18 protein-coding genes, 1 tRNA gene and 1 pseudogene are annotated in these 19,234 nt (G+C 71.8%); 11 read left to right on the top strand and 9 right to left on the bottom strand.

Features of this window, described 5'->3' with window-relative positions; genetic code table 11:
• Positions 1 to 10 precede the first annotated feature (10 nt).
• Positions 11 to 706: a winged helix-turn-helix domain-containing protein gene (locus ACWCHM_RS01990; RefSeq protein WP_454221354.1), complete on the top strand. Its 696-nt coding sequence runs from the start codon at positions 11 to 13 to the stop codon at positions 704 to 706.
• A gap of 109 nt (positions 707 to 815) precedes the next feature.
• Positions 816 to 890, top strand: a tRNA-Arg gene (locus ACWCHM_RS01985).
• A 242-nt stretch (positions 891 to 1,132) separates the two neighbouring features.
• Here the strand turns inward: ACWCHM_RS01985 and ligD are convergent.
• Positions 1,133 to 2,119 (bottom strand): non-homologous end-joining DNA ligase, encoded by a 987-nt coding sequence (gene ligD / locus ACWCHM_RS01980; protein WP_454221353.1) that lies wholly within the window; start codon positions 2,117 to 2,119, stop codon positions 1,133 to 1,135.
• 200 nt (positions 2,120 to 2,319) lie between these two features.
• Here ligD and ACWCHM_RS01975 point away from each other — a divergent pair, with 200 nt between their 5' ends.
• The 3 genes from ACWCHM_RS01975 to ACWCHM_RS01965 all read left to right on the top strand — a co-directional run bounded on the left by ACWCHM_RS01975 (position 2,320) and on the right by ACWCHM_RS01965 (position 5,531).
• Positions 2,320 to 2,652, top strand: a complete 333-nt coding sequence (locus ACWCHM_RS01975) for a winged helix-turn-helix transcriptional regulator (RefSeq protein WP_239485203.1) — start codon at positions 2,320 to 2,322, stop codon at positions 2,650 to 2,652.
• A gap of 85 nt (positions 2,653 to 2,737) precedes the next feature.
• Positions 2,738 to 3,325 (top strand): TetR/AcrR family transcriptional regulator, encoded by a 588-nt coding sequence (locus ACWCHM_RS01970; protein ID WP_204957980.1) that lies wholly within the window; start codon positions 2,738 to 2,740, stop codon positions 3,323 to 3,325.
• 13 nt (positions 3,326 to 3,338) lie between these two features.
• On the top strand, positions 3,339 to 5,531 hold the full coding sequence (locus ACWCHM_RS01965) for an MMPL family transporter (protein WP_454221352.1): 2,193 nt from the start codon (positions 3,339 to 3,341) through the stop codon (positions 5,529 to 5,531).
• A 92-nt stretch (positions 5,532 to 5,623) separates the two neighbouring features.
• On the opposite strand, the gene ACWCHM_RS01960 is transcribed toward ACWCHM_RS01965, so the two are convergent.
• Positions 5,624 to 6,880, bottom strand: coding sequence for an erythromycin esterase family protein (locus tag ACWCHM_RS01960; protein ID WP_454221351.1), 1,257 nt, complete (start codon positions 6,878 to 6,880; stop codon positions 5,624 to 5,626).
• A 90-nt stretch (positions 6,881 to 6,970) separates the two neighbouring features.
• Here ACWCHM_RS01960 and ACWCHM_RS01955 point away from each other — a divergent pair, with 90 nt between their 5' ends.
• Complete coding sequence (locus ACWCHM_RS01955; protein ID WP_204958215.1) at positions 6,971 to 7,162, top strand: DUF2795 domain-containing protein; 192 nt, start codon at positions 6,971 to 6,973, stop codon at positions 7,160 to 7,162.
• 32 nt (positions 7,163 to 7,194) lie between these two features.
• Here the strand turns inward: ACWCHM_RS01955 and erm are convergent, their stop codons facing one another.
• Positions 7,195 to 8,025 carry an ErmE/ErmH/ErmO/ErmR family 23S rRNA (adenine(2058)-N(6))-methyltransferase gene (gene erm / locus ACWCHM_RS01950; protein ID WP_454221350.1) on the bottom strand — a complete coding sequence of 277 codons (831 nt, stop codon included), beginning with the start codon at positions 8,023 to 8,025 and terminating at the stop codon, positions 7,195 to 7,197.
• A 546-nt stretch (positions 8,026 to 8,571) separates the two neighbouring features.
• Positions 8,572 to 9,477 carry a Gfo/Idh/MocA family protein gene (locus tag ACWCHM_RS01945; RefSeq protein WP_454222994.1) on the bottom strand — a complete coding sequence of 302 codons (906 nt, stop codon included), beginning with the start codon at positions 9,475 to 9,477 and terminating at the stop codon, positions 8,572 to 8,574.
• A gap of 282 nt (positions 9,478 to 9,759) precedes the next feature.
• Between ACWCHM_RS01945 and ACWCHM_RS01940 the strand changes: the two genes are divergently transcribed.
• Together ACWCHM_RS01940 and ACWCHM_RS01935 are read left to right on the top strand one after the other, a co-directional pair.
• Positions 9,760 to 10,164, top strand: coding sequence for a hypothetical protein (locus ACWCHM_RS01940; RefSeq protein WP_431915589.1), 405 nt, complete (start codon positions 9,760 to 9,762; stop codon positions 10,162 to 10,164).
• Positions 10,157 to 10,650 (top strand): annotated as a pseudogene (locus ACWCHM_RS01935) (hypothetical protein). The gene ACWCHM_RS01940 and the pseudogene ACWCHM_RS01935 overlap by 8 nt, the downstream one beginning before the upstream one ends.
• On the opposite strand, the gene fabG reads toward ACWCHM_RS01935, so the two are convergent.
• Both fabG and ACWCHM_RS01925 read right to left on the bottom strand, forming a co-directional pair.
• The gene (gene fabG / locus ACWCHM_RS01930) at positions 10,623 to 11,381 is read right to left on the bottom strand and encodes a 3-oxoacyl-ACP reductase FabG (RefSeq protein ID WP_204957974.1); all 759 of its coding nucleotides are present in this window, start codon (positions 11,379 to 11,381) and stop codon (positions 10,623 to 10,625) included. The pseudogene ACWCHM_RS01935 and the gene fabG overlap by 28 nt on opposite strands.
• 92 nt (positions 11,382 to 11,473) lie before the next feature.
• Positions 11,474 to 13,126 carry an alpha-amylase family protein gene (locus ACWCHM_RS01925; RefSeq protein ID WP_454221349.1) on the bottom strand — a complete coding sequence of 551 codons (1,653 nt, stop codon included), beginning with the start codon at positions 13,124 to 13,126 and terminating at the stop codon, positions 11,474 to 11,476.
• Between the two features lie 82 nt (positions 13,127 to 13,208).
• Between ACWCHM_RS01925 and ACWCHM_RS01920 the strand changes: the two genes are divergently transcribed.
• Positions 13,209 to 13,823 (top strand): DUF1349 domain-containing protein, encoded by a 615-nt coding sequence (locus ACWCHM_RS01920; protein WP_421490192.1) that lies wholly within the window; start codon positions 13,209 to 13,211, stop codon positions 13,821 to 13,823.
• A gap of 158 nt (positions 13,824 to 13,981) precedes the next feature.
• Positions 13,982 to 14,653: a DedA family protein gene (locus tag ACWCHM_RS01915; RefSeq protein ID WP_454221348.1), complete on the top strand. Its 672-nt coding sequence runs from the start codon at positions 13,982 to 13,984 to the stop codon at positions 14,651 to 14,653.
• A 288-nt stretch (positions 14,654 to 14,941) separates the two neighbouring features.
• On the opposite strand, the gene ACWCHM_RS01910 is transcribed toward ACWCHM_RS01915, so the two are convergent.
• Positions 14,942 to 15,193 carry a hypothetical protein gene (locus ACWCHM_RS01910; protein ID WP_454221347.1) on the bottom strand — a complete coding sequence of 84 codons (252 nt, stop codon included), beginning with the start codon at positions 15,191 to 15,193 and terminating at the stop codon, positions 14,942 to 14,944.
• A gap of 205 nt (positions 15,194 to 15,398) precedes the next feature.
• The gene (locus ACWCHM_RS01905) at positions 15,399 to 15,599 is read right to left on the bottom strand and encodes a YegP family protein (protein ID WP_387008824.1); all 201 of its coding nucleotides are present in this window, start codon (positions 15,597 to 15,599) and stop codon (positions 15,399 to 15,401) included.
• 1,196 nt (positions 15,600 to 16,795) lie between these two features.
• Here ACWCHM_RS01905 and ACWCHM_RS01900 point away from each other — a divergent pair.
• Positions 16,796 to 16,975, top strand: coding sequence for a hypothetical protein (locus ACWCHM_RS01900; protein ID WP_454221346.1), 180 nt, complete (start codon positions 16,796 to 16,798; stop codon positions 16,973 to 16,975).
• Between the two features lie 505 nt (positions 16,976 to 17,480).
• Here ACWCHM_RS01900 and ACWCHM_RS01895 read toward each other — a convergent pair.
• Positions 17,481 to 19,043, bottom strand: coding sequence for a cellulose binding domain-containing protein (locus ACWCHM_RS01895; protein ID WP_454221345.1), 1,563 nt, complete (start codon positions 19,041 to 19,043; stop codon positions 17,481 to 17,483).
• Between the last annotated feature and the right edge of the window lie 191 nt (positions 19,044 to 19,234).

Below are 19,234 nucleotides of genomic sequence, written 5' to 3'. Positions count from 1 at the left end.
TGCGTAGGACGTGGGGGTTGCACTCAGAGACGCGCGGCGCTCGGTCACCAGTTGGTGCCGACGCCACACCATCGGCGGTGACGGAGCGGTGGCAGCCGCCCGTCGCGGACACCGGCAGGGCGAGTCGGGAGCGCTCAGCCGGCAACAGGAACTCGAACTGATCGACGTACTGCGCGGCGTCCACCCCGACGGGTTCGGGCTGGACGAGGAACTCTGGACGCGCCAGAGCCTCGCCGCGCTCATCCAACGCCGCTTCGACCTCACCATGGACGCCGGCACCGTCGGGGCGTACCTGCGGGCCTGGGGGCTGGGCCCCCGGGAACCACGCGAGCGGGCCTGCGGGCTCTGCGTCGGTGCGGTCGAACGCTGGGTACGTGGCGAGTACCCGGCCATCACCCGGGCCGCCCAGGAACACGACGCGGAGGTCTACTGGATCGGCCGGGTACGCCTGCGCGGCACCATGCCCGCCGCCGAGGTGATCTCGGCGGTGTCGTCCCGGGGCCGGGTCCGGTTCATGGTCACCACGCCGAGCGTGGACCCGCCGCTGCCCCGCGACTTCGTGCTCCGGCTCAGCGGCGTCGACCAGCACCCGGTGCACCTGATCGTGGACGGCTCCTGGCCCCGCAACGAGTGGCCCCGCCGGCTGCCCCGGCGCATCGTCCTGCACCCGCTGCCGAGCTGCGGACGCACCCTGGCCGCCGCCTGAACAGCCCGCCCGACGTCACGGTCGCCCAGGTCAACGGGGAGAACCGGGGGGTGCCGGGTGGCGATTCGGTGATCCGGAAGGGGGTTTGCTACTCTTCTCAGGTCGCTGAGCCCCCGTAGCTCAGGGGATAGAGCACCGCCCTCCGGAGGCGGGGGCGCAGGTTCGAATCCTGCCGGGGGCACCACGGACGACCAGCACGATAAGGCCGCTGAGCAGGGGAAACCCGATCAGCGGCCTTCATCGTGTGTCCGGCTGTGTCCGGCCGTCAGCGGCCCGTGGCGGGTGTCTGTGCCACCGCGCTGGCCGACTCGATGTCGCCCCCGTGCCGTTGTCACGGCTCGGCGATGCCGCTCGATCACCTCCGGGCCGGGCAGGCACCCATGGGAGCCGGTCACCGCCGGGTGGGACAGCCGCCTCCGGAGCCGGTCACCGCCCATCCTGGGCCGGCGGGGGGTCAGGGGTTTCGCGGCGGGCCCGGGCGCGGCGTTTACCCTCGTGCATGGCCTGCACCCGGGGCACCGGGATGGTCCGCCCCTCGGCCACCAGGCCGGCCGGGAGCCGCTGCGGTGCGGGCATCGCACCGGCCCACGGGTCGCGGTCGCCGAGCATCGCCGGGACGGTCCGCACGGTGAAGTCGGCCGGGGTGACCCGGTCGAGCTCGTCCCAGGCAACCGGGAAGGAGACCGGCAGCCCGGGGCGCATCCGGGGGCTGTACGCGGCGACCACCGTCGCCCCGCCGGCCCGGGTGGGGTCGACGAAGACCCGGCCGCCCCGGTCCTCCCGGATGAACGCGGTGGTCGCTGTCTGCGGGTCGAGACGCTCGGTGTGTACGGCGAGCGCCCGGGTCGCGGCGGCCACCTCCTCGGCGGTGGTGTCCGGGTGCACCGGTACGAAGACGTGCAGTCCCTTGGCGCCGCTGGTCTTCACCGCGCCGGCCAGCCCGACGTCGGCCAGCGCCCGGCGGACCGCCCCGGCGACCCGGGCCACCGTCGGGAAGGCGTCCCCCTCGGGCGGGTCGAGATCGAGCACGAGGTGGGTGGGCTGCTCGGGGCGGGTCGCGGTGACCAGCGCCGGGTGGTATTCGATGGCCCGCTTGTTGGCGAACCAGAGCAGGGTGCGCCGGTCGTCGCAGAGCGCGTACGACACCTGGCGGTGCGAGGTCTCGGCCCAGATCGCGGTGCGGCGTACCCAGTCGGGGGTGTATTTCGGCAGGTTCTTCTGCATGAACGGCTCCTGCCCGCGCAGCAGCCGGACCACCGACAGCGGCCGGTCGCGCAGGCCGGGCAGGATGCGGTCGCGTACGGCGTCGAGGTAGTCGACCAGGTCCCGCTTGGTCAGGTCGCTCCCGGCGAGCAGCGGCTGGCCCAGATTGGTCAGGCCGACCCCGTCCCGTGTCTCCTCCGCCCCACCCATCCGCCCACCCTCCCGGGCGTGCCGGCCGGGCGCAACCCCGACACGGGTCGACCGCCGGCCCCGTCGTCGGGGTGTCCGTCTGTGACCATGGCACCGGCGGAAGGAGACCCCTCGTGTCCCGGGAACACAGCGACGGCCACACCGGCGGGCAGCAGGACGGCGACGAGTGCGACGGCGGCGGGCGAGACGGCGACTGCACCCTGCGGGAGGCGCTGGACCGGGTGGGCGGCAAGTGGGCGATCGGCATCCTGCTGGCCGCCTCCCCCGGCCCGGTCCGCTTCTCGGAGCTGACCCGGCAGGTCGAGGGGATCAGCCGCCGGATGCTCACGTTGACCCTGCGCAACCTGGAACGGGACGGCCTGCTGCACCGCCGGGTGCACCCGGGCGTGCCGCCGAGGGTGGAGTACCGGGCCACCCCGATGGCGTTGGAGCTGTACGAGCCGTTGCTGGCGCTGACCGCCTGGGCGCAGCGGCACCGTACGGCGATCAGCGAGGCGCGGGCCGCGTACGACCGGGGGCACGGCCGGGGGTGAGGGGCACCGCCCTGTGGTGAACGCCACCGACTTCCTCTGACCGATCGGTCAGTGTCTGACCGATCGGTCAGGCATGCTGGAACGCATGATCCGACGCACCCCCCGTACGCACGGCGAGATCCTCGCCGCAGCGGCCCGGCGGTTCGCGGTGACCGGCTACAAGGGCACCTCGTTGCAGGACATCGCCCGCGAGGTGGGCTGTTCCAAGGCGGCGGTGCTCTACCACTTCGCCGGCAAGGAGGCCCTGCTCGCCGAGCTGATGGCGGGACCCATCGCGGCCCTCTGCGAGCTGGACGAGCGGATCTCGGCGCTGACCGGCGCGGCGGCGCAACGCGTGGCGGCGGAGGGCTTCGTCGACCTCGCGGTGCGGTTCCGGGGTGAGATCGCGCTGCTGCGCGGGGAGTTCCCGGAACTGCTCGCCCAACCGGCCTTCGCCCACATCCAGCGCATCTCCGAGCGACTGATCGAGGCGATGACCGGCCCCGACGGCGGGCAGGACGCGCGGGTCGCCGCGCTGGTGCTGCTCGCCGGCATCGCCGAGGGGTGCGGCGCGTTCGCCGACATCCCCGACGAGGAGCTGCGCCCCGCCCTGCTGGCCGTCGCCCAGCGGGTGCTCGTCACCCCCACACCGCCGCCACCACGGCCACCTCTCGACCACCAACACCAGGATTGAGGACAAGGATCTGATGGCGACCCTGCTGTACCGGCTAGGCCGGGCATCGTTGCGCCGCCGGCGACTCGTCATCGCCGTCTGGCTCGTCGTACTCGTCGGCCTCGGCATCGCCGCCGCCACCCTGAGGGGCCCGACGGCCAGTAACTTCACCATGCCCGGCACCGAGTCGCAGCAGGCGTTGGACCTGCTCGCCGAGCGGTTCCCGGCAGCCAGCGGCGCCACCGGCACCATCGCGGTGAAGGCACCGGCCGACGGCCAGTTGACCACCCCCGACGGGCAGGCCGTGGTGAAGGGGGTCGTCCAGGAGGCGGCCACCCTGCCCGGCGTGGTCGGCGCGGTCGACCCGTACCAGTCCCAGGCGATCACCCCCGACGGCCGCTACGCGCTGATCCAGGTGCAGTTCGCCACCGGCGCGGACGACGTCACCGACGACCAGCGGACGGCGTACGAGAAGGTCGGCGCGCAGGCCGAGGCGCAGGGGTGGCAGATCGCCCCCGGCGGTGAGGTGCTCAACTCCGAGCCGGAGGTCGGTTCGACCGAGGCGCTGGGTGTGCTCGTCGCCGCGATCGTCCTGATCATCACGTTCGGTTCGCTGGTCGCGGCCGGGATGACCATGCTGAACGCGCTGATCGGCGTCGGGGTCGGCATGGCCGGCCTGTTCGCGCTCAGCAGCGTGGTCGAGCTGACCAGCACCGCGCCCATCCTGGCCCTGATGCTCGGCCTGGCGGTCGGCATCGACTACTCGCTGTTCATCACCTCACGGCACCGGCAGCACCTGCTCGAGGGGCTCACCCCGGAGGAGGCGGTCGGCCGGGCCGTCGGCACCGCCGGTTCCGCCGTGCTCTTCGCCGGCGCCACCGTGGTCATCGCGCTCGCCGGCCTCGCCGTGGTCGGCATCCCGTTCCTCACCGTGATGGGTCTCGCCGCCGCCGGCACGGTCAGCGTGGCGGTGCTGGTGGCGATCACCCTCGCCCCGGCGCTGCTCGGGTTCGCCGGTCGCCGGGTGCTGCCCCGCAAGCTGCGCAACGCTCCGCCGGCCGGGGCCACCGAGGCCGTCGACGCCGTGCCGACCGCCGAGGACCGCTCCGGCTTCGGGTTCCGCTGGGCGCAGTGGGTGACCCGGCTGCGTATCCCGGTGATCCTGGTCGGCCTGCTCGGTCTCGGGCTGCTCGCCCTGCCCGCCCAGGACATGCGGATCGCCCTGCCGGACGCCAGCACCGCCCCGGTGGGCAGCCCGGCCCGCACCAGCGCCGACCTGATCCGGGAGGGCTTCGGTCCGGGCTTCACCGGCCGCCTCGTCGTGGTGGTCACCGCAGACTCGCCACAGGACACCGCAGCCGCCGTGCCGCAGGTCGCCGCGCTGGTCCAGCGTACGGAAGGGGTGCTGGCGGTGGCCCCGCCGCAGCTCGACCCGTCAGGCCGCACGGCGCTGATCGGGGTGATCCCGAAGAGCGGGCCGACCGACGCGGCCACCGAGACGTTGGTCCACGACATCCGGGACCGGGTGGGTTCGATCGGCAACGCCGAGGTGCTGCTGACCGGCGTGACCGCGATCGGCATCGACGTGTCCGAGAAGCTGTCCGACGCGATGCCGGTCTACCTGCTGCTCGTGGTGGGGCTGTCGATCCTGCTGCTGATGCTGGTCTTCCGGTCGATCCTGGTGCCGGTGAAGGCCGCGCTGGGCTTCCTGCTCACGGTGGCCGCCACCTTCGGCATCACCGTCGCGGTGTTCCAGCAGGGCCACCTCGCCAGTCTGGTCGGCCTGGACAGCCCGGCCCCGCTGATCAGTTTCCTGCCGATCCTGCTGATCGGCATCCTGTTCGGCCTGGCCATGGACTACGAGGTCTTCCTGGTCTCCCGGATGCGGGAGGACTTCGTGCACGGCGACACGGCCCGGCAGGCCACCATCAACGGGATGGGGCACGGGGCACGGGTGGTCACCGCCGCCGCGCTGATCATGATCTCGGTCTTCGGCGGCTTCGTCTTCCTCGACGACCCGGTGATCAAGTCGATGGGCTTCGCGCTCGCCGTCGGTGTCGCCATCGACGCCTTCGTGGTCCGGATGACCATCGTCCCCGCCGTGATGTCCCTGCTGAACACCAGGGCCTGGTGGCTCCCCCGCTGGCTCAACCGGGCCCTCCCCAACGTCGACATCGAGGGCGAAAACCTCCGCGCCCACCTCGACAAACAGCCGGTCAACGCCTGACCCCTGCCGATCATGGAGTTGTGGTGCCCGATCTGGGGGCTTTCGCCCCTTTCGTCCGGCACCACAACTCCATGATCCACGCAGGAGTGGGGTCAGAGGCCGGTGGGGTAGGTTTCTAGTTCGCCTACGGTGGGGTGGGTGGGTAGGGGGTGCAGGGCGGTGGAGTGGTCGCACCAGATGAGGGCGTCGTAGCGGTCGGCCAGCCGGGTCGGCACGTAGTTGCCCCAGCGTTCGAAGGTCGGGTCGTAGACCACCCCGATGGCCCGGTGCTCGACGGTGCCGGTGACCCAGTCGGGCTGGTCGGGGCCACCGAAGACGAGCACCGCCCGCTCCGGCAGCAACCCGTGCAGCCGCCACTCCACCGAGCCCTCCCGGGCCGGCGGCACCGTCATCACCTCGGCCGGTGAACCCCAGTGCGGGGCGGCGACCACGGTGCCCCGGTAGCCGCCGAAGCCGATCAGCGTCACCGCGTCCCGGCCGAGGCGTTCCCGGGCGAGCTGACCGATGTTGACCATCCCGTCGCCGGCCATGTCGGTGGCACGGGCGTCCCCGATGTGGGTGTTGTGCGCCCAGACGATCCCCCGTGACCCCGGGCCGTACCGGGTGAGCAGCCGGTCCAGGGTGTCGGCCATGTGGATGTCGCGCACGTTCCAGGAATCCGGACCGCCGTGCACCATCGCCCGGTAGTACCGCTCCGCGCCGGCCACCACCTCCGCGTTCTGCCAGGCCGCGAACGCGTCCGGGCCGTCCGAGGCGACGTGTGCCCGGGTACGCGACAGCAGCCGGATCACCTCCTCCTCGCAGCGCGCCGAGACGAACCGGCTGGCCGCGCCGTACTCCTCGACCCGCCGCCCGTACGGCTCGAAGCACCGGTACGCGTCCTGCGCCGCCTCCATCGACTTCGGGTCCTCCTCGCCGAGGTAGTCGAAGATGGCCTGCATGGACTCCCACAGGCTGTAGACGTCGAGCCCGTGGAAACCGGTCCGGTCCCGCTCCGGGCGCTCCAGGTTCCACGCCCGCAGCCAGTGGCAGAACCGGTCCACCTCGGCGTTGGCCCACATCCAGGTCGGCCAACGGGTGAACCGGCCCAGCGCGGTACGCGGGTCCTGCGCGCCGCCGGGCGCGCCCACCACCGACCGGTGCACCCGGTCGCAGTCCGGCCAGTCCCCCTCCACCGCCACGAAGTCGAACCCCTGCTCGGCGATGAGGCGTCGGGTGAGCTGTTCACGCAACCGGTAGTAGTCGTAACTGCCGTGCGTCGCCTCGCCGATCATCACCACCCGGGCGTTCCGGGCGCGCTCCAGCAGCGGGTCGAAGTCGCTCGGCGTACCGAGCCGCTGTACCAGCATGGGCGGGGCTACCCGGCAGGGTCGGCGGACAAACCGCCGTCCGGTGCGCGGCGGCCGGTGTGTCGGCGGGTGGAACGGGTAGCCGGCGGCATGACCGTCACCGGGATGCAGTTGCAGGAGTACCTGGCCGGGCTCGACTACCCGGTCTCCCGTGAGGACCTCATCCGCTGGGGTCAGGAGAACGGTGCCAGCACCGAGCTGCTCCAGATGCTGCGGGCGCTGCCCGCCGGGCAGTTCGACGACCCGGCCGAGCTGAACGAGGCCCTCGGCACCCTCGCCTGAGCCGCCGCCCGGCCCACCCCCGCCCCGGTCGGTCACCACCGGCGACCACCGGCGCGCCGCGGTGCCGTCGGGGCGTGCAGCAACCGGAACAGCACCAGCCACTGCTCCGGCCAGACCAACCCGACCGGGGTCGCCGGGTCGAGCCGCGCCGCCCGCAGCGCGCCGTCGACCCGCCGGCCCGGATGGGCCGCGCGCAGCGAGGCCGCGAGCGACCCGCCGGCCCCGCCGAACCCCAGCTCCACCATCCTGCGGTACGCGGGCAGCCCGGCCGGGTCCAGCAACGCCGCCGGCCGGCGTTCGATCCGCAGGATGCCCCCGTCGACGCCGGGCACCGGGCGGAACGCGGTCCGGGCCACCCGGCCGGACAGCCGCCAGTGGTACTCCGGCCAGGTCAGCACGGTCAGCCGGCTCCACCGGCCGAGGTCGCCGGTCCGCTTGCGGGCGTACTCCCACTGGGTGAGCAGGGTGGCCGCGCGCAACCGGGGCGCGGCGAGACACCAGCGGACCACCGCCGCCGTCAGCGACCAGGGAACGTTTCCGACGACGGCGAACGGCTCGTCGGGTGGCGCGGCGGTCAGGAAGTCGGCCTGCCGGTGCTGCACGTGCGGCAGCGTCGCGCACATCGCCGCCAGGGCGGGGACGACGCCCGGGTCGACCTCGTAGGCGATCAGCCGGCCGCACCGCTGCGCCAGCGGCCGGGTCAGCTGGCCACGCCCGGCACCCACCTCCAGCAGCAGGTCGTCCGGGCCGGTGCGGGCCGCCCGGACCATCCGGGCCACGGCGGCCGGGTCGGCGAGGAAGTTCTGGGACAGTACGCGACGGGACCGGTCGCGTGCGGTGGTGCGGTCGGGGCGGGGCGTCACGGGGCTCGTCCTGTCTGTCGCCGTTCGGCGACGGTACGGACAGGCGCAGCACGCTGCCGGGCCTGTCCGAGTGGATCGGGACTCGGACGGCCCTGGAGAGATCGGCGGGGACGCGACGCGAAGAGAGCGCAGCCGGTGGCAGGCCGGGGTGGTGCTTCGGGTCAGGCGCGGTGGGCGTCCCGGCCGGCCAGGGCCGGACGCCGGACTCGCGGGCGGGCCACCAGGAGGGGGCCCCGCGCGGCCGACGTGACGGCCACGGTGATCAGGGCGTGCATACACATGGCGGCCACGCTAGCGCACACCCCACGGTGCGCAACGCGTTTTCCGGCGTTCCACCACGACCTCGCCGGCCGCCGATCCGGCCAGCCCCCGCGTGGCCCGCACATCTGGCGGGGTGAGCCGGTCGGGACCAGCCGTTCCGTCGGCGAGCGAGCACCGATGTCGGCGACCGGTGACCCGTGGTCACCTCGAACCCGTCACCGACACGCCGGCCGACGCCCCACCTGACCACCGACCGGCCTGACCGGGGGCGGCAAGGGGCGGGGCTCAGGGCTGGAGGTCGACCGTACGGGCCTCGGCGCGGGCGGTCTCCGCAGCCGCCAGGACCGCCACCACCTCCCGGCCGAACCGGACGTCACACAGGTGGTCCCGGTCACCCGAGTCGACCTGCCCCAGCAGTTGGTCGACGGCCGTACCGAATGCGGTCAGCGCGTTGCCGTCGCCCGGCGGTACGGCCTCGACACCGTCGTCGCCGTAGAGGACGACGTCCCGGGTCAGCGCAGCCGGCGGCGCATCCAGGGTCAGCGACAGCGCACTCGTCGCACCGCCGTCGTGGGTGAGCAGCAGGTGCACCATCCCACCGGGGCCGTCCAGCGCGGCGACCCGGGTGACCTGGCCGAGCACCGGCACCACGATCGAGAGCGCGTGCGGTCCGATGTCCCACAGCGCCCCCTGCTCCCGCCGCCAGGAGGAGCCGGCGTACGGGCTGCCGGGCTGGTAGATCGAGGCGAACAGGGTGGCGCGGGCGTGGTGCCAGCCGCCGGCTGCGGCGGCGGCGGTGAGGAAGCCGTCGACGTTCGGGTGGAACCGCTGGGTGAAGAAGACCACCGAGGCCACCCCGGCGGCCCGCACCGCCGCGACCAACCGGTCGGCGTCGGTGAGGGTCAGCGCCAGGGGCTTGTCCAACAGCAGGTGCCGGCCGGCGGAGGCGGCCCGGACGGCGATCCCGGCCTGCACGTCCGGGGGCAGTGCCACGGCCACCGCGTCGCAGGCGTCGAGCAGCGCGTCGACGTCGTCGAAGGCCGGGACGCCGTGCCGGGTGGCCAGCGCGGCGGCCTTCTCCGGGTCGCGTCCCCAGACCCCCACCAGCTCGGCGCGGGGATGCGCATCAAGCCCCGCGCCGTGCGTCTGTGCCGCCCAGTGACCGGTGCCGAACAGGCCGAACCGCAGCACGAGGTACCCCCGGTCTCGTCGGGCCACGCGACACCGTGGCCGTCACCCACGCTAGCCGCCCCGGCCGGGCCACGCAGCCGGGACCGGGCCGGGAGCGCCGGGCGACGCAGCCGGGACCGGGCCGGGAGCGCCGGCGTCCGCGTGGCGACCGGCCGTCTACACCGCCCACTCCGGTGGGACCGGTTCGCCGGACCGGGACCGGGGCATTCGGGACGGGGACCGGGACGACGGCGATTACTACGCCGGTTAGTAGGCTGTGCCGGTGACCGAGACACCGATCGGATGGCGGCGATGACCGGCGCGGCGGCGGCCGGTTCGCCGGTGGACGGGGTGCTCGCCACCGTGACGATCGGGCTGTCGCTCGTACTCGCGCTGTGGGCGCTGGTGGCGGCGGTCCGGCACCGGCCGCCGGACCTGGTGCAGTCCGTCGGCCTGGGCCTGCTGGAGGTGGCGCTGCTCGCGCTGACCGTGCTGGCCCTGGTCGCCGTCACCGGGGGTGAGCGGCCGGGCGAGCCGGGCGCGTTCTTCGGCTACCTGGTGACGCTGGTCTGCCTGCCCCCGCTGGCCTGGGTGCTGGCCCGGATGGAACCGACCAGGTGGGGGTCGGCGATCGTCTGCGCCGTCTGCCTGGTCCTGCCGGTGGTCGTGGTCCGGCTGCAACAGACCTGGGAGGTCGTCGGTGGCTGACACACCGACGGCGCGACGCGCCACCAACGCGGGGCCGGGGCGGCTGCTGATCGCCGTCTACATCCTGTTCGCCATCGCCGCCACCTCCCGGGCCGGGCTCCAGATCGCCACGAAGTTCGACGAGGCACCGGTGGCGTACCTGCTCTCGGCGCTGGCCGCGCTGATCTACATCGTGGCGGCGGTCGGGCTGGCCCGCGCCGGGCACACCGGTCGCCGGGTCGCGCTGGCCTGCTGCTCGGTGGAGCTGGTCGGGGTGGTCGGCGTCGGGGTGCTCAGCCTGGTCGACCCCGAACTGTTCCCCGACGAGACGGTCTGGTCCGGCTTCGGCAGCGGGTACGGCTACATTCCGCTGGTGCTGCCCGTGCTGGGCCTGCTCTGGCTGTGGCGCACCCGCGACGCCGCCGACGCCTGACGCGGACGCCTGACGTCGGCGCCCGGCGCGGGCGCACCGGCCCCGGTCAGTCCTTCGGGCCGCCCGCGACGTAGATGACCTGGCCGGAGACGAAGGACGCGCCCTCGCTGACCAGGAACGAGATGGTGTGCGCGACGTCCTCCGGGCGGCCCGGACGGCGGACCGGGATCTCGGCGGCGGCGTGCTTCTGGAGGTCGTCGAAGTCGACCTTCATCCGGGCGGCGGTGGCGGCGGTCATGTCGGTGACGATGAAGCCGGGGGCGACCGCGTTGACCGTCACCCCGAACGGCCCCAGCTCGATCGCGAGGGTCTTGGTGAAGCCCTGGAGGCCGGCCTTGGCCGCCGCGTAGTTGGCCTGGCCCCGGTTGCCCAGCGCGGAGGTGCTGGAGAGGTTGACGATCCGGCCGTACTTCTGCTCGACCATGTGCCGCTGGGCGGCCTGACTGAACAGGAACGCGCCGCGCAGGTGCACCCCCAGCACGGTGTCCCAGTCGGCGTCGGTCATCTTGAACAGCAGGTTGTCCCGCAACACCCCGGCGTTGTTGACCAGCACGGTCGGCCCGCCCAGTTCGGTGGCGACCCGCTCGACGGCGGCCTCGACCTGGTCCCGGTCGGCGACGTCCGCGCCGACGCCGAGGGCCCGGCCACCGGCGGCGGTGATCGCCTCCACGGTCGGCCCGGTCGCCGCCTGGTCGATGTCGACCACGGCCACGGCCATGCCGTCGGCGGCCAGCCGACGGGCGGTGGCCGCGCCGATGCCGCGCGCGGCTCCGGTGACGATGGCGACGCGGGACTCCTCCGACATGACTACCTCCCGGTAACTTCTGGCTCGACCGAGGAGCCTACCCGCCCCGACGCCCGTCGGCGTCCCGGCCGGGACGCCGACGGGCCTGCCGGTCAGTAGGTGGTGGAACGGCAGAGCCGGATCCAGCGGTAGCCGTGCCCGCCCAGCTTCAGGCTGTCCAGCTTGCCCACGTCGCCGTAACCCCGGTCGGTCAGGACGTCTATCGGCAGGTCCGCCTCGGGGGCCACGCTGCTCAGGTCCACCTCCACGTCCTCGGTGCCGAGGTTGTGCAGGAAGACCATGGTGCCGGTGGGGCCGTCGGCGCGGTGCGCGAGCACCCCGGCCGGCATCGGCACGTCGATGTGCGTGGTCGAGCCGGAGCCGATCTCCGGGGCCTCCCGCAGCGTACGGATCATCCGCTCGAACCAGGCCAGCAGCGACGTCGAGTCGCGCCGCTGGGCGGTGACGTTGACCTTCTGGTAGCCGAAGTCACCCTGGTCGATCACCGGGCGGATCAGCTTCTCCGGGTCCGCCGTGGAGAAGCCGCCGTTCTCCTTGTACGACCACTGCATCGGGGTACGGATCGCGTCCCGCCCGTCCAGCGCGAGGTTCTCCCCCATCCCGATCTCCTCGCCGTAGCGCAGCACCGGCGTGCCGCGCAACGAGAACTGGAGCGCGTACGCCAGCTCGATGTGCCGCCTGTCGTTGCCGAGCATCGGGGCGAGCCGCCGCCTGATGCCCCGGCCGTAGAGCTGCATGTTCTCGTCCGGGCCGAACTTCGCCAGCACGTCGTTGCGCTGGTCGGCGGTGAGCCGGGACAGGTCGATCTCGTCGTGGTTGCGCAGGAAGGTGGCCCACTGGCCGCCGGTGGGCAGCTTCGGGGTGTCGCGCAGCGCGTCGATGATCGCCTCCGGGTCCTCCCGGGCGAGGGCGAGCATCAGCCGGCCGTTGAGCATGAAGTCGAAGAGCATGTGGATCCGGTTGCCCGAGCCGCTGCCGTCGCCGAAGTAGACCGGGAGCTGGTCGGGTTCGACGTTCGCCTCGGCCAGCAGCACCGCGTCGCCGCGCCGCCACTGCACGTGCTGCCGCAGGTCGGTGAGGAAGTCGAAGTCCTTGGGCGCGTCCGGGTTCCCCGGCTCGGTCCGCTCGATGATGAACGGCACCGCGTCCATCCGGAACCCGGAGACGCCGAGCTGGAGCCAGAACGAGGTGATCTTCTTGATCTCCTCGCGGACCTTCGGGTTCTCGATGTTCAGGTCCGGCTGGAACTTGTAGAAGCGGTGGTAGTACCACGCCTTGGCGGTCCGGTCGTAGCTCCACGTCTCGTGCTGCTCGCCCGGGAACACCATGCCCTGGTGCCGGTCCGCCGGCTCGTGGTCGGCCCAGACGTACCAGTCACGGTACGGCGAGTCGGGCGAGGACCGGGCGGACTGGAACCACGGGTGCTGGTCGGAGGTGTGGTTGACCACCAGGTCGATGATGACCCGGATGCCCCGGTTCTGCGCCTGGTGCAGCAGCTCGGCGAAGTCACCGAGAGTCCCCAGCCGCGGGTCGACGTTGTAGAAGTCGGTCGCGTCGTATCCGTCGTCCTGGTTGGGCGAGGGATGGATCGGGTTGAGCCAGAGGCAGGTCACCCCCAGCCGCGCCAGGTAGTCGAGCCGGCCGATCAGGCCCCGGAAGTCACCGACCCCGTCACCGTCGGAGTCCGCGTACGTGTCGACGTCGAGGCAGTAGACGACGGCCTCGGAATACCACCTGTCACCCATGCCCGCCTAATGTCTCCGGTGCGCCGCCGCCGCAAACGCGAGCCCCGTTCCGACCCCGACCCTGCGGGGGTACGGTCCGGGCATGGCTGCGCATCCGACGGACGGCTCCCGCACGCTCGACTGGGACGAGGGCCGGTGGCTGCACCCACCGGTACGGGTGGACCGGACCGACGACGGCGCGCTGCTGGTGGAGCCGGCCGCCAACAGCGACCTGTGGCGGCACACCGGCTACGGCTTCGTCCACGACGACGGGCCGGCGTTGCTCGCCCCGCTGCCGGCCGGTGGCGCGGTCGAGGTGGACTTCCTGCTCGACTACACGGAGCAGTTCGACCAGGCCGGCGTGCTGGTGCGGGTGGACGAGCGGAACTGGATCAAGGCCGGGGTGGAGGTCAGCGACGGCCTGCCGCAGGTGGGCGCGGTGGTGACCAGGGAGTTCTCCGACTGGTCGGTGGCCCCGGTGCCGGACTGGCAGGGCCGGGAGGTGACCGTGCGGGCGAGCCGCGACGGCGACGCGCTGACGGTCCGGGCCCGGGTCGCCGACGGGCCGTGGCGGCTGGTCCGGCTCGCCCCGCTCGACCCGGACGCGGTGGCGTTGGCCGGGCCGTTCTGCTGCGCGCCCACCCGGGGCGGGCTGACCGTCCGGTTCACCGGCTGGCGGCAGGGGCCGGCGGACCGGGAACTGCACCCCTGCGACTGATCCCCGGCTCAGCCGGCGGCGCCGCCCGGTCGGCACGACGGCGCAGGTCGCAGCGCCCGGGCGGGCGCGGACGGGGTGGGCTCACTCACCCGCAGGGTGTAAGTGGCGGTCGGCTGGGTACCACTGTCCGATCCCGCCGGCCCGCTGGAAGGACGCCCATGGCTCTCGCCGAGAACGTCGACCCGAACCAGTTCACCGGGCTGACCGGATGGGTGGCGGGCGTCATCGACTCCCTCGGCGCGGTAGGCGTCGCCTTCCTGGTGGCGTTGGAGAGCATCATCCCGCCGATCCCGAGCGAGATCGTGCTGGCCATGGCCGGTTACCTCGCCGCCGAGGGCCGGTTCAGCCTGGTGCTGATCATCGTCGCCGCGACTGTCGGTTCGCTGGTCGGCGCGCTGGTGCTCTACTGGCTCGGCGCGGCGATCGGCGAGGAACGGCTCAAGCACTGGCTGGACCGCATCCCGCTGGTCGACCGGGACGACCTGGAGAAGGCCGACCGCTGGTTCGAGCGGCACGGCCGGTGGGCGGTGCTGATCGGCCGGCTGGTGCCGGTGGTGCGCAGCCTGGTCTCCGTCCCGGCCGGCGCGAACCGGATGCCGATGGGCGAGTTCGTGCTGCTCACCACGCTGGGCAGCGGGGTGTGGAACGCGCTGGTCGTCGGTCTCGGCTACACGTTGGGCTCGCGCTGGCAGGACGTGGAGAAGTACAGCGACTGGTTCAACTACGCCATCTTCGCGGTCTTCGCCGTCATGGTCGTGAGCTGGGTGAGCAAGAAGATCCGCTCCCGCCGCGACCGGGACGACCGCCGATCGGTGACCGCCGACCGCTGACCGGACCACCGCGCCGCCCGACCGGCACAGATCACCTGCCCGGGGGAACGCGAGATCGGGAGACCGTCGGCCCGGGAAACCTCAGGGCCGGGCTGCGTGTCGGGCCAACCACGCCAAGCAGCAGGCCGCCAAGTGACCACTGACATACTCGCGGCGTTCGATCGGTTCAAGGCGCAGGTCGATCAGGCGTATGGGGCGGCGAGGGACTGCCTGGTCGATAGCGACCTCACCGGCGCTCAAGCCCTGTTATCACGCGTCGGAGAGGTCAACGCCCGAGCCGCCTTGCTCCTAGCGGTGCCCGACCGGCGCGGGGGCGGATCGTCGTTGGATGAACAACCCCGCTGGCTGCACGAATATCGACCGTCGGGCCACCGCGTCGCCCCGGGCGTCAAGCTGATACCCGTCCAGCCACACCCACCCATCGTAGGTAGGCCAGTCGAGCACGCGGATCACTCGGAAGTGGATGGGCTTGATGAACTGGACGCTGGCCGCGCGGGTCACCTGGATCAGGTCACCCGCCGCAGGCAGAGGCGCCCTCATCGCAGGTCCCTTACTTGCCGCAAGGGATTCCCCGACCTCGACCCGTGGTCACCCTGAAGATGGGCCGCGTCTGGGATGGCAAGGCGGTCCGAGCCTGGATTGCAAAGCACCGCCCCAGCCCCGCCGACGAGGACCGACCCAACCGGGACCACAACACAGAGCGCCCCCGGCACGAAGGTTCCGCACCGGGGGCAGCTCCGTCAGATCACCAGCGGCTGTACGCGCCGGTCCCGGTGTAGTCCACGATCGGAGCCGAAGCGGCGTTCGACTTGACCGACTGCGCGGCGCTCTGCGCGTCGCTCTTGTTGTAGTAGGTCTCCGACGTGGCGAGCACCTGGCCGTTGCTGGCGACGATCCGCCAGTAGTACCGCTGGTTGCCCTGGGCCTTACGGATTTGGAACTCCATCGACCTATCTCCCTGCGCCCACCGACTGAGCAGCGGATACGCATGAGGCGAGCCATCCGTTAACAGGAATGTGATCGGGGTCGGGACCCGGTCCAGCCAGTCCAGTTGTAGAGTTCAAGTGCAGCCGCCAAAGTTGCACTGAGCCCCGGACGGATGTCGAACCTCGGCATCTGGCCGGGGCTCTTCTCATCTCGTAGCTCACAGTAGGGGGAGATCTCGATGTCGTCAAGCCGAACCACATCTGCGTAGTTACTAGATGTTGTGCATGTCCGGCATTCGGACCACGGTATCTAGTGGGAAGAGAGGGTTGCACCGACGCACGGGCGATCATCGCCCTCACGTTCTTCGCAACACTATGTAGTCGCCCAACTGGCAACGACGACTCAAGATCGCTTGACAGGCAGCACCGACCGGCGGACCGCTAGGTCCACGCCTCCAGCTCCGCACTGAAGAAGCTCCCCCGTAACTCGCTCTTCGAACGATCCTCCTGAACGCCAGAACCTTCCACCCTCAACCCCGGCAACGCGCGTCACGCGCTACCCCCAGCCAAGCAGCCAGTCCGCCCCGAGAGGTCGAGCCCCAAGGGTACCGCACACCCCAGACACCCCGGCGACAACAAGCGCACCAGGCACCCTCAGAGCCACGCTGACGGCCGAAACCAGCGAAAGGGTGGGTGGATGTACCCCCTAGGCAAGGTGAGTGGTCTGACGCCGCAGCCAAGACGAGGAATATTCAGACTCCCAACTCTTAGCCAGCCAGAGGGCCCTGGTTCGTCACAGCCTGCACCAAGGTTCTTGCGCGCTGAAATGTTCCGACTCGCACGGGTGGTCCGCGTCTCTGCGGCGATCTCAAGCACCCTTCGCGCGGTCATCGCGAGTGTGGCACCGGCCGGGTACACTTCATCCAGACCACCCAAGCCGCGATGGCTGGGTGCTTAACCCTCATTCCAGCGTCCGGGATGGACGCAAACGGCGCGATGCCGGGTACGAGGAGGGCTCTCTGTGCTCCGGCGGCAGAGTAGCCAGCGTTTGACCCATACCAAGTGGTAGGTGGCACCATCGGAAAGACCCGAGAGGCGAGTGCTCCTCGGTACTGAGATCCACGATCGCCGGAACGCGGACTCAGCCAGACCAGTGTTGACGCACTGGCCGGGCTGGGTTTATGCACCCTCGCCCGACCAGGGAGGAGGGTAAGAAGTGTGGATCGCCAACCTTGAGCCAGTCATGGGCGCTGGGCCTTGGGTCATCGCTGTGATCATCAGTGTGCTCGTCGCAGGGAAGCTCATCGCTCTAGCTCTCGCCACGCGGGGCGCCGAGCCGAAGGACCGGCCCGGCATCATCAAGGCCGTGGCCGAGCTGTTCAGGTGGCGTCGTTGACGGTCAGCGCTGCGTGATGCAGGCCAATGGCGAGTAACCGCAGCTCAAGCCAAGCCTCTTGTCTGCCGCAATGCGCCGGACCGTGGCACGTACGTCAGGATCGGTGAGGTCTTCAAGCACAACCAGTCCGTCCTCGACCCGCACAGCCTCGTCGCGCTTCCGCTGGAGACACGGTGGGTTGCCCGGTCGGGTCTGCGGTGGTCGCATTCGGGTGTGGCTCGGCGGCCTGTGCGAGCCCGCCCGCATCCCGGCACCGCTTACGGGCAGCGCTGGTGAGCGGGTGGTCGCAGTGTGAGTGATAGGCCTTCGGCATGGCTACCTCTGGGCCTGCATGGCGTCGAGCAGGTCGGCCAAGTGCTGCCGCTCGTACTCCCGCTCCTCGGCGGGTATGGCCGGTCGTACCAGGGGCTTAGAGGTGCCCCCTGTCGCGCCACCACCCGTCCAGGGGCCCACTGCCCACTACCCGGTGGGGTCCGCCGGAGCGGCCGGCCCCACCGGGCGGTGCTCAGAACCTCGCGGTGATCGAGGTGAACTCCCAGGTGCCCTGGCTGATGCCGGAGCAGTTGGCGACCACTCCCCCGTCCGGGCAGGCCCGGTCCCGGTTGACCGACCAGAAGGTGAACCGGGACAGCCCCCGGGCCTTGGCCCAGTCCCGCAGCTGCGTCCAGGTGGCCGGCGAGGTCAGCTCCCGCTGGTCGGACAGGCCGTTCATGCCGCTGATGCCCATGTGCGTGTACGCGGTGGCGTCGGACCAGCCGAACGCCGACTTCAGGGTGGCCTTCAGCCCCTCGGCGGCGTTGACGCTGTTCTGGTACATGTTCGCCCCGCCACCGAAGTCGAACGGCATGATCGTGAACGTGTCGATGTTCGCGCCGAGCGCGGCGGCCTGGTTGATCAGCCGGGTGCCGTAGTACGACGGCCCGGTGGTCGAGGTGCCGAAGGTGATGATCGTTTTGATCCCCGGATTGTTCTGCTTGACGATCTTCAGCGCGCCGAGGATGCGGTCCTGCACCACCTCGTTCTCGAACTCGTCGCTGTTCTCGATGTCGATGTCGATCGCCTTCAGGCCGTACGCGTTGATCACCTGCTGGTAGGCCCCAGCGAGGGCGCTGGCGGACGCGCAGTTCGGGCCGAGCTTGTTGCCGCTCCAGCCGCCGAACGACGGGATGACGTCGCCGCCGGCCGCCCGGATCGCGGCGATGGTGTTGGCGTGGGCGCCCCCGGTGAGCGGCCCGGAGCCGTCCCAGGCCGGGGTGCAGCCACCGCCGGAGAGCACGAACGCGATGGTGAACCACTTCACCCCGGTCGCCCCCATCACCGTGGCCGGCGCGGGCGGGTCGCCCCAGCCCGGGTAGAGGTAGGGGGCGGCGGCCATCGTGCCGTTACCGCCGGTGCAGCCGGTGGTGGTGGCCGACACCGCTGCCGACTTCGCCGACTCCCCTGCGGAGTTGTACGCGGTGACGGTCCAGCTGTGGGTGGAGCAGGCGGCCAGCCCGGAGACGGTGGTCGAGGTGCCGGTGACGGTGGCCTTCACCGTGCCGCCCTCGTAGATCCGGTAGCCGGTGACCGTGCCGGAGACGGCGTTCCAGGCCAGCGTGGCCGACGACGCGGTGGTGCCGGTGACCCGCAGCCCGCCCGGGGTGGCCGGGCCGGTCGGGTTGCCGGGGCCGCCGCCGGTGCAGGACGCGCCGTTGACCGTGCAGTTGGTCGGGTCGCCGGTGCCGGCGACGACGAAGCCGAAGGTGGTGCTGGCACCCGGCGCGAGGCTGCCGTTCCAGCTCTGGTTGAGGGCGGTGACGCGCTGGCCGGAGCTGCTCAGCCGGGCGTCCCAGAACGAGCCGACGGTGCTGCCCGAGGGCAGGTCGAACACGACGGTCCACGAGCTGATCGCGGTCGAGGTGTCGTTGGTGACGGTGAACTTGGCCTCGTACCCGCTGCCCCAGCTGGCGGTGCGGACGAAGGCGGCGGTGGCGGCGGACGCGGCCGGCGGGGCCACGAGCGTGCCGGTGACCAGGGCGGCGGCGAGTGCGACGGCGAGGGTGGCCGCGCGGGGGGAGCGGAGTCTCACGGGTGGCCTCCAGTGGACCGGGGGTGGGGGCGTCAAGGGGGGTGACCGGTCCGGGTGCGCGGGCCGGTGGACGCGGTCCGGGGGTGGGACCGCCGGGACGACATCCACCGTCGTCCACGTCCGCGCCTATTATTAGGACTCTTAACTGTTAATGTCCAGAGCCCACCGGCGCGGGGCCCGCGCCACACCGG

The sequence above is a fragment of the Micromonospora sp. SCSIO 07396 genome (assembly GCF_053667945.1).
This window is presented reverse-complemented; position numbering and strand designations above follow the sequence as displayed.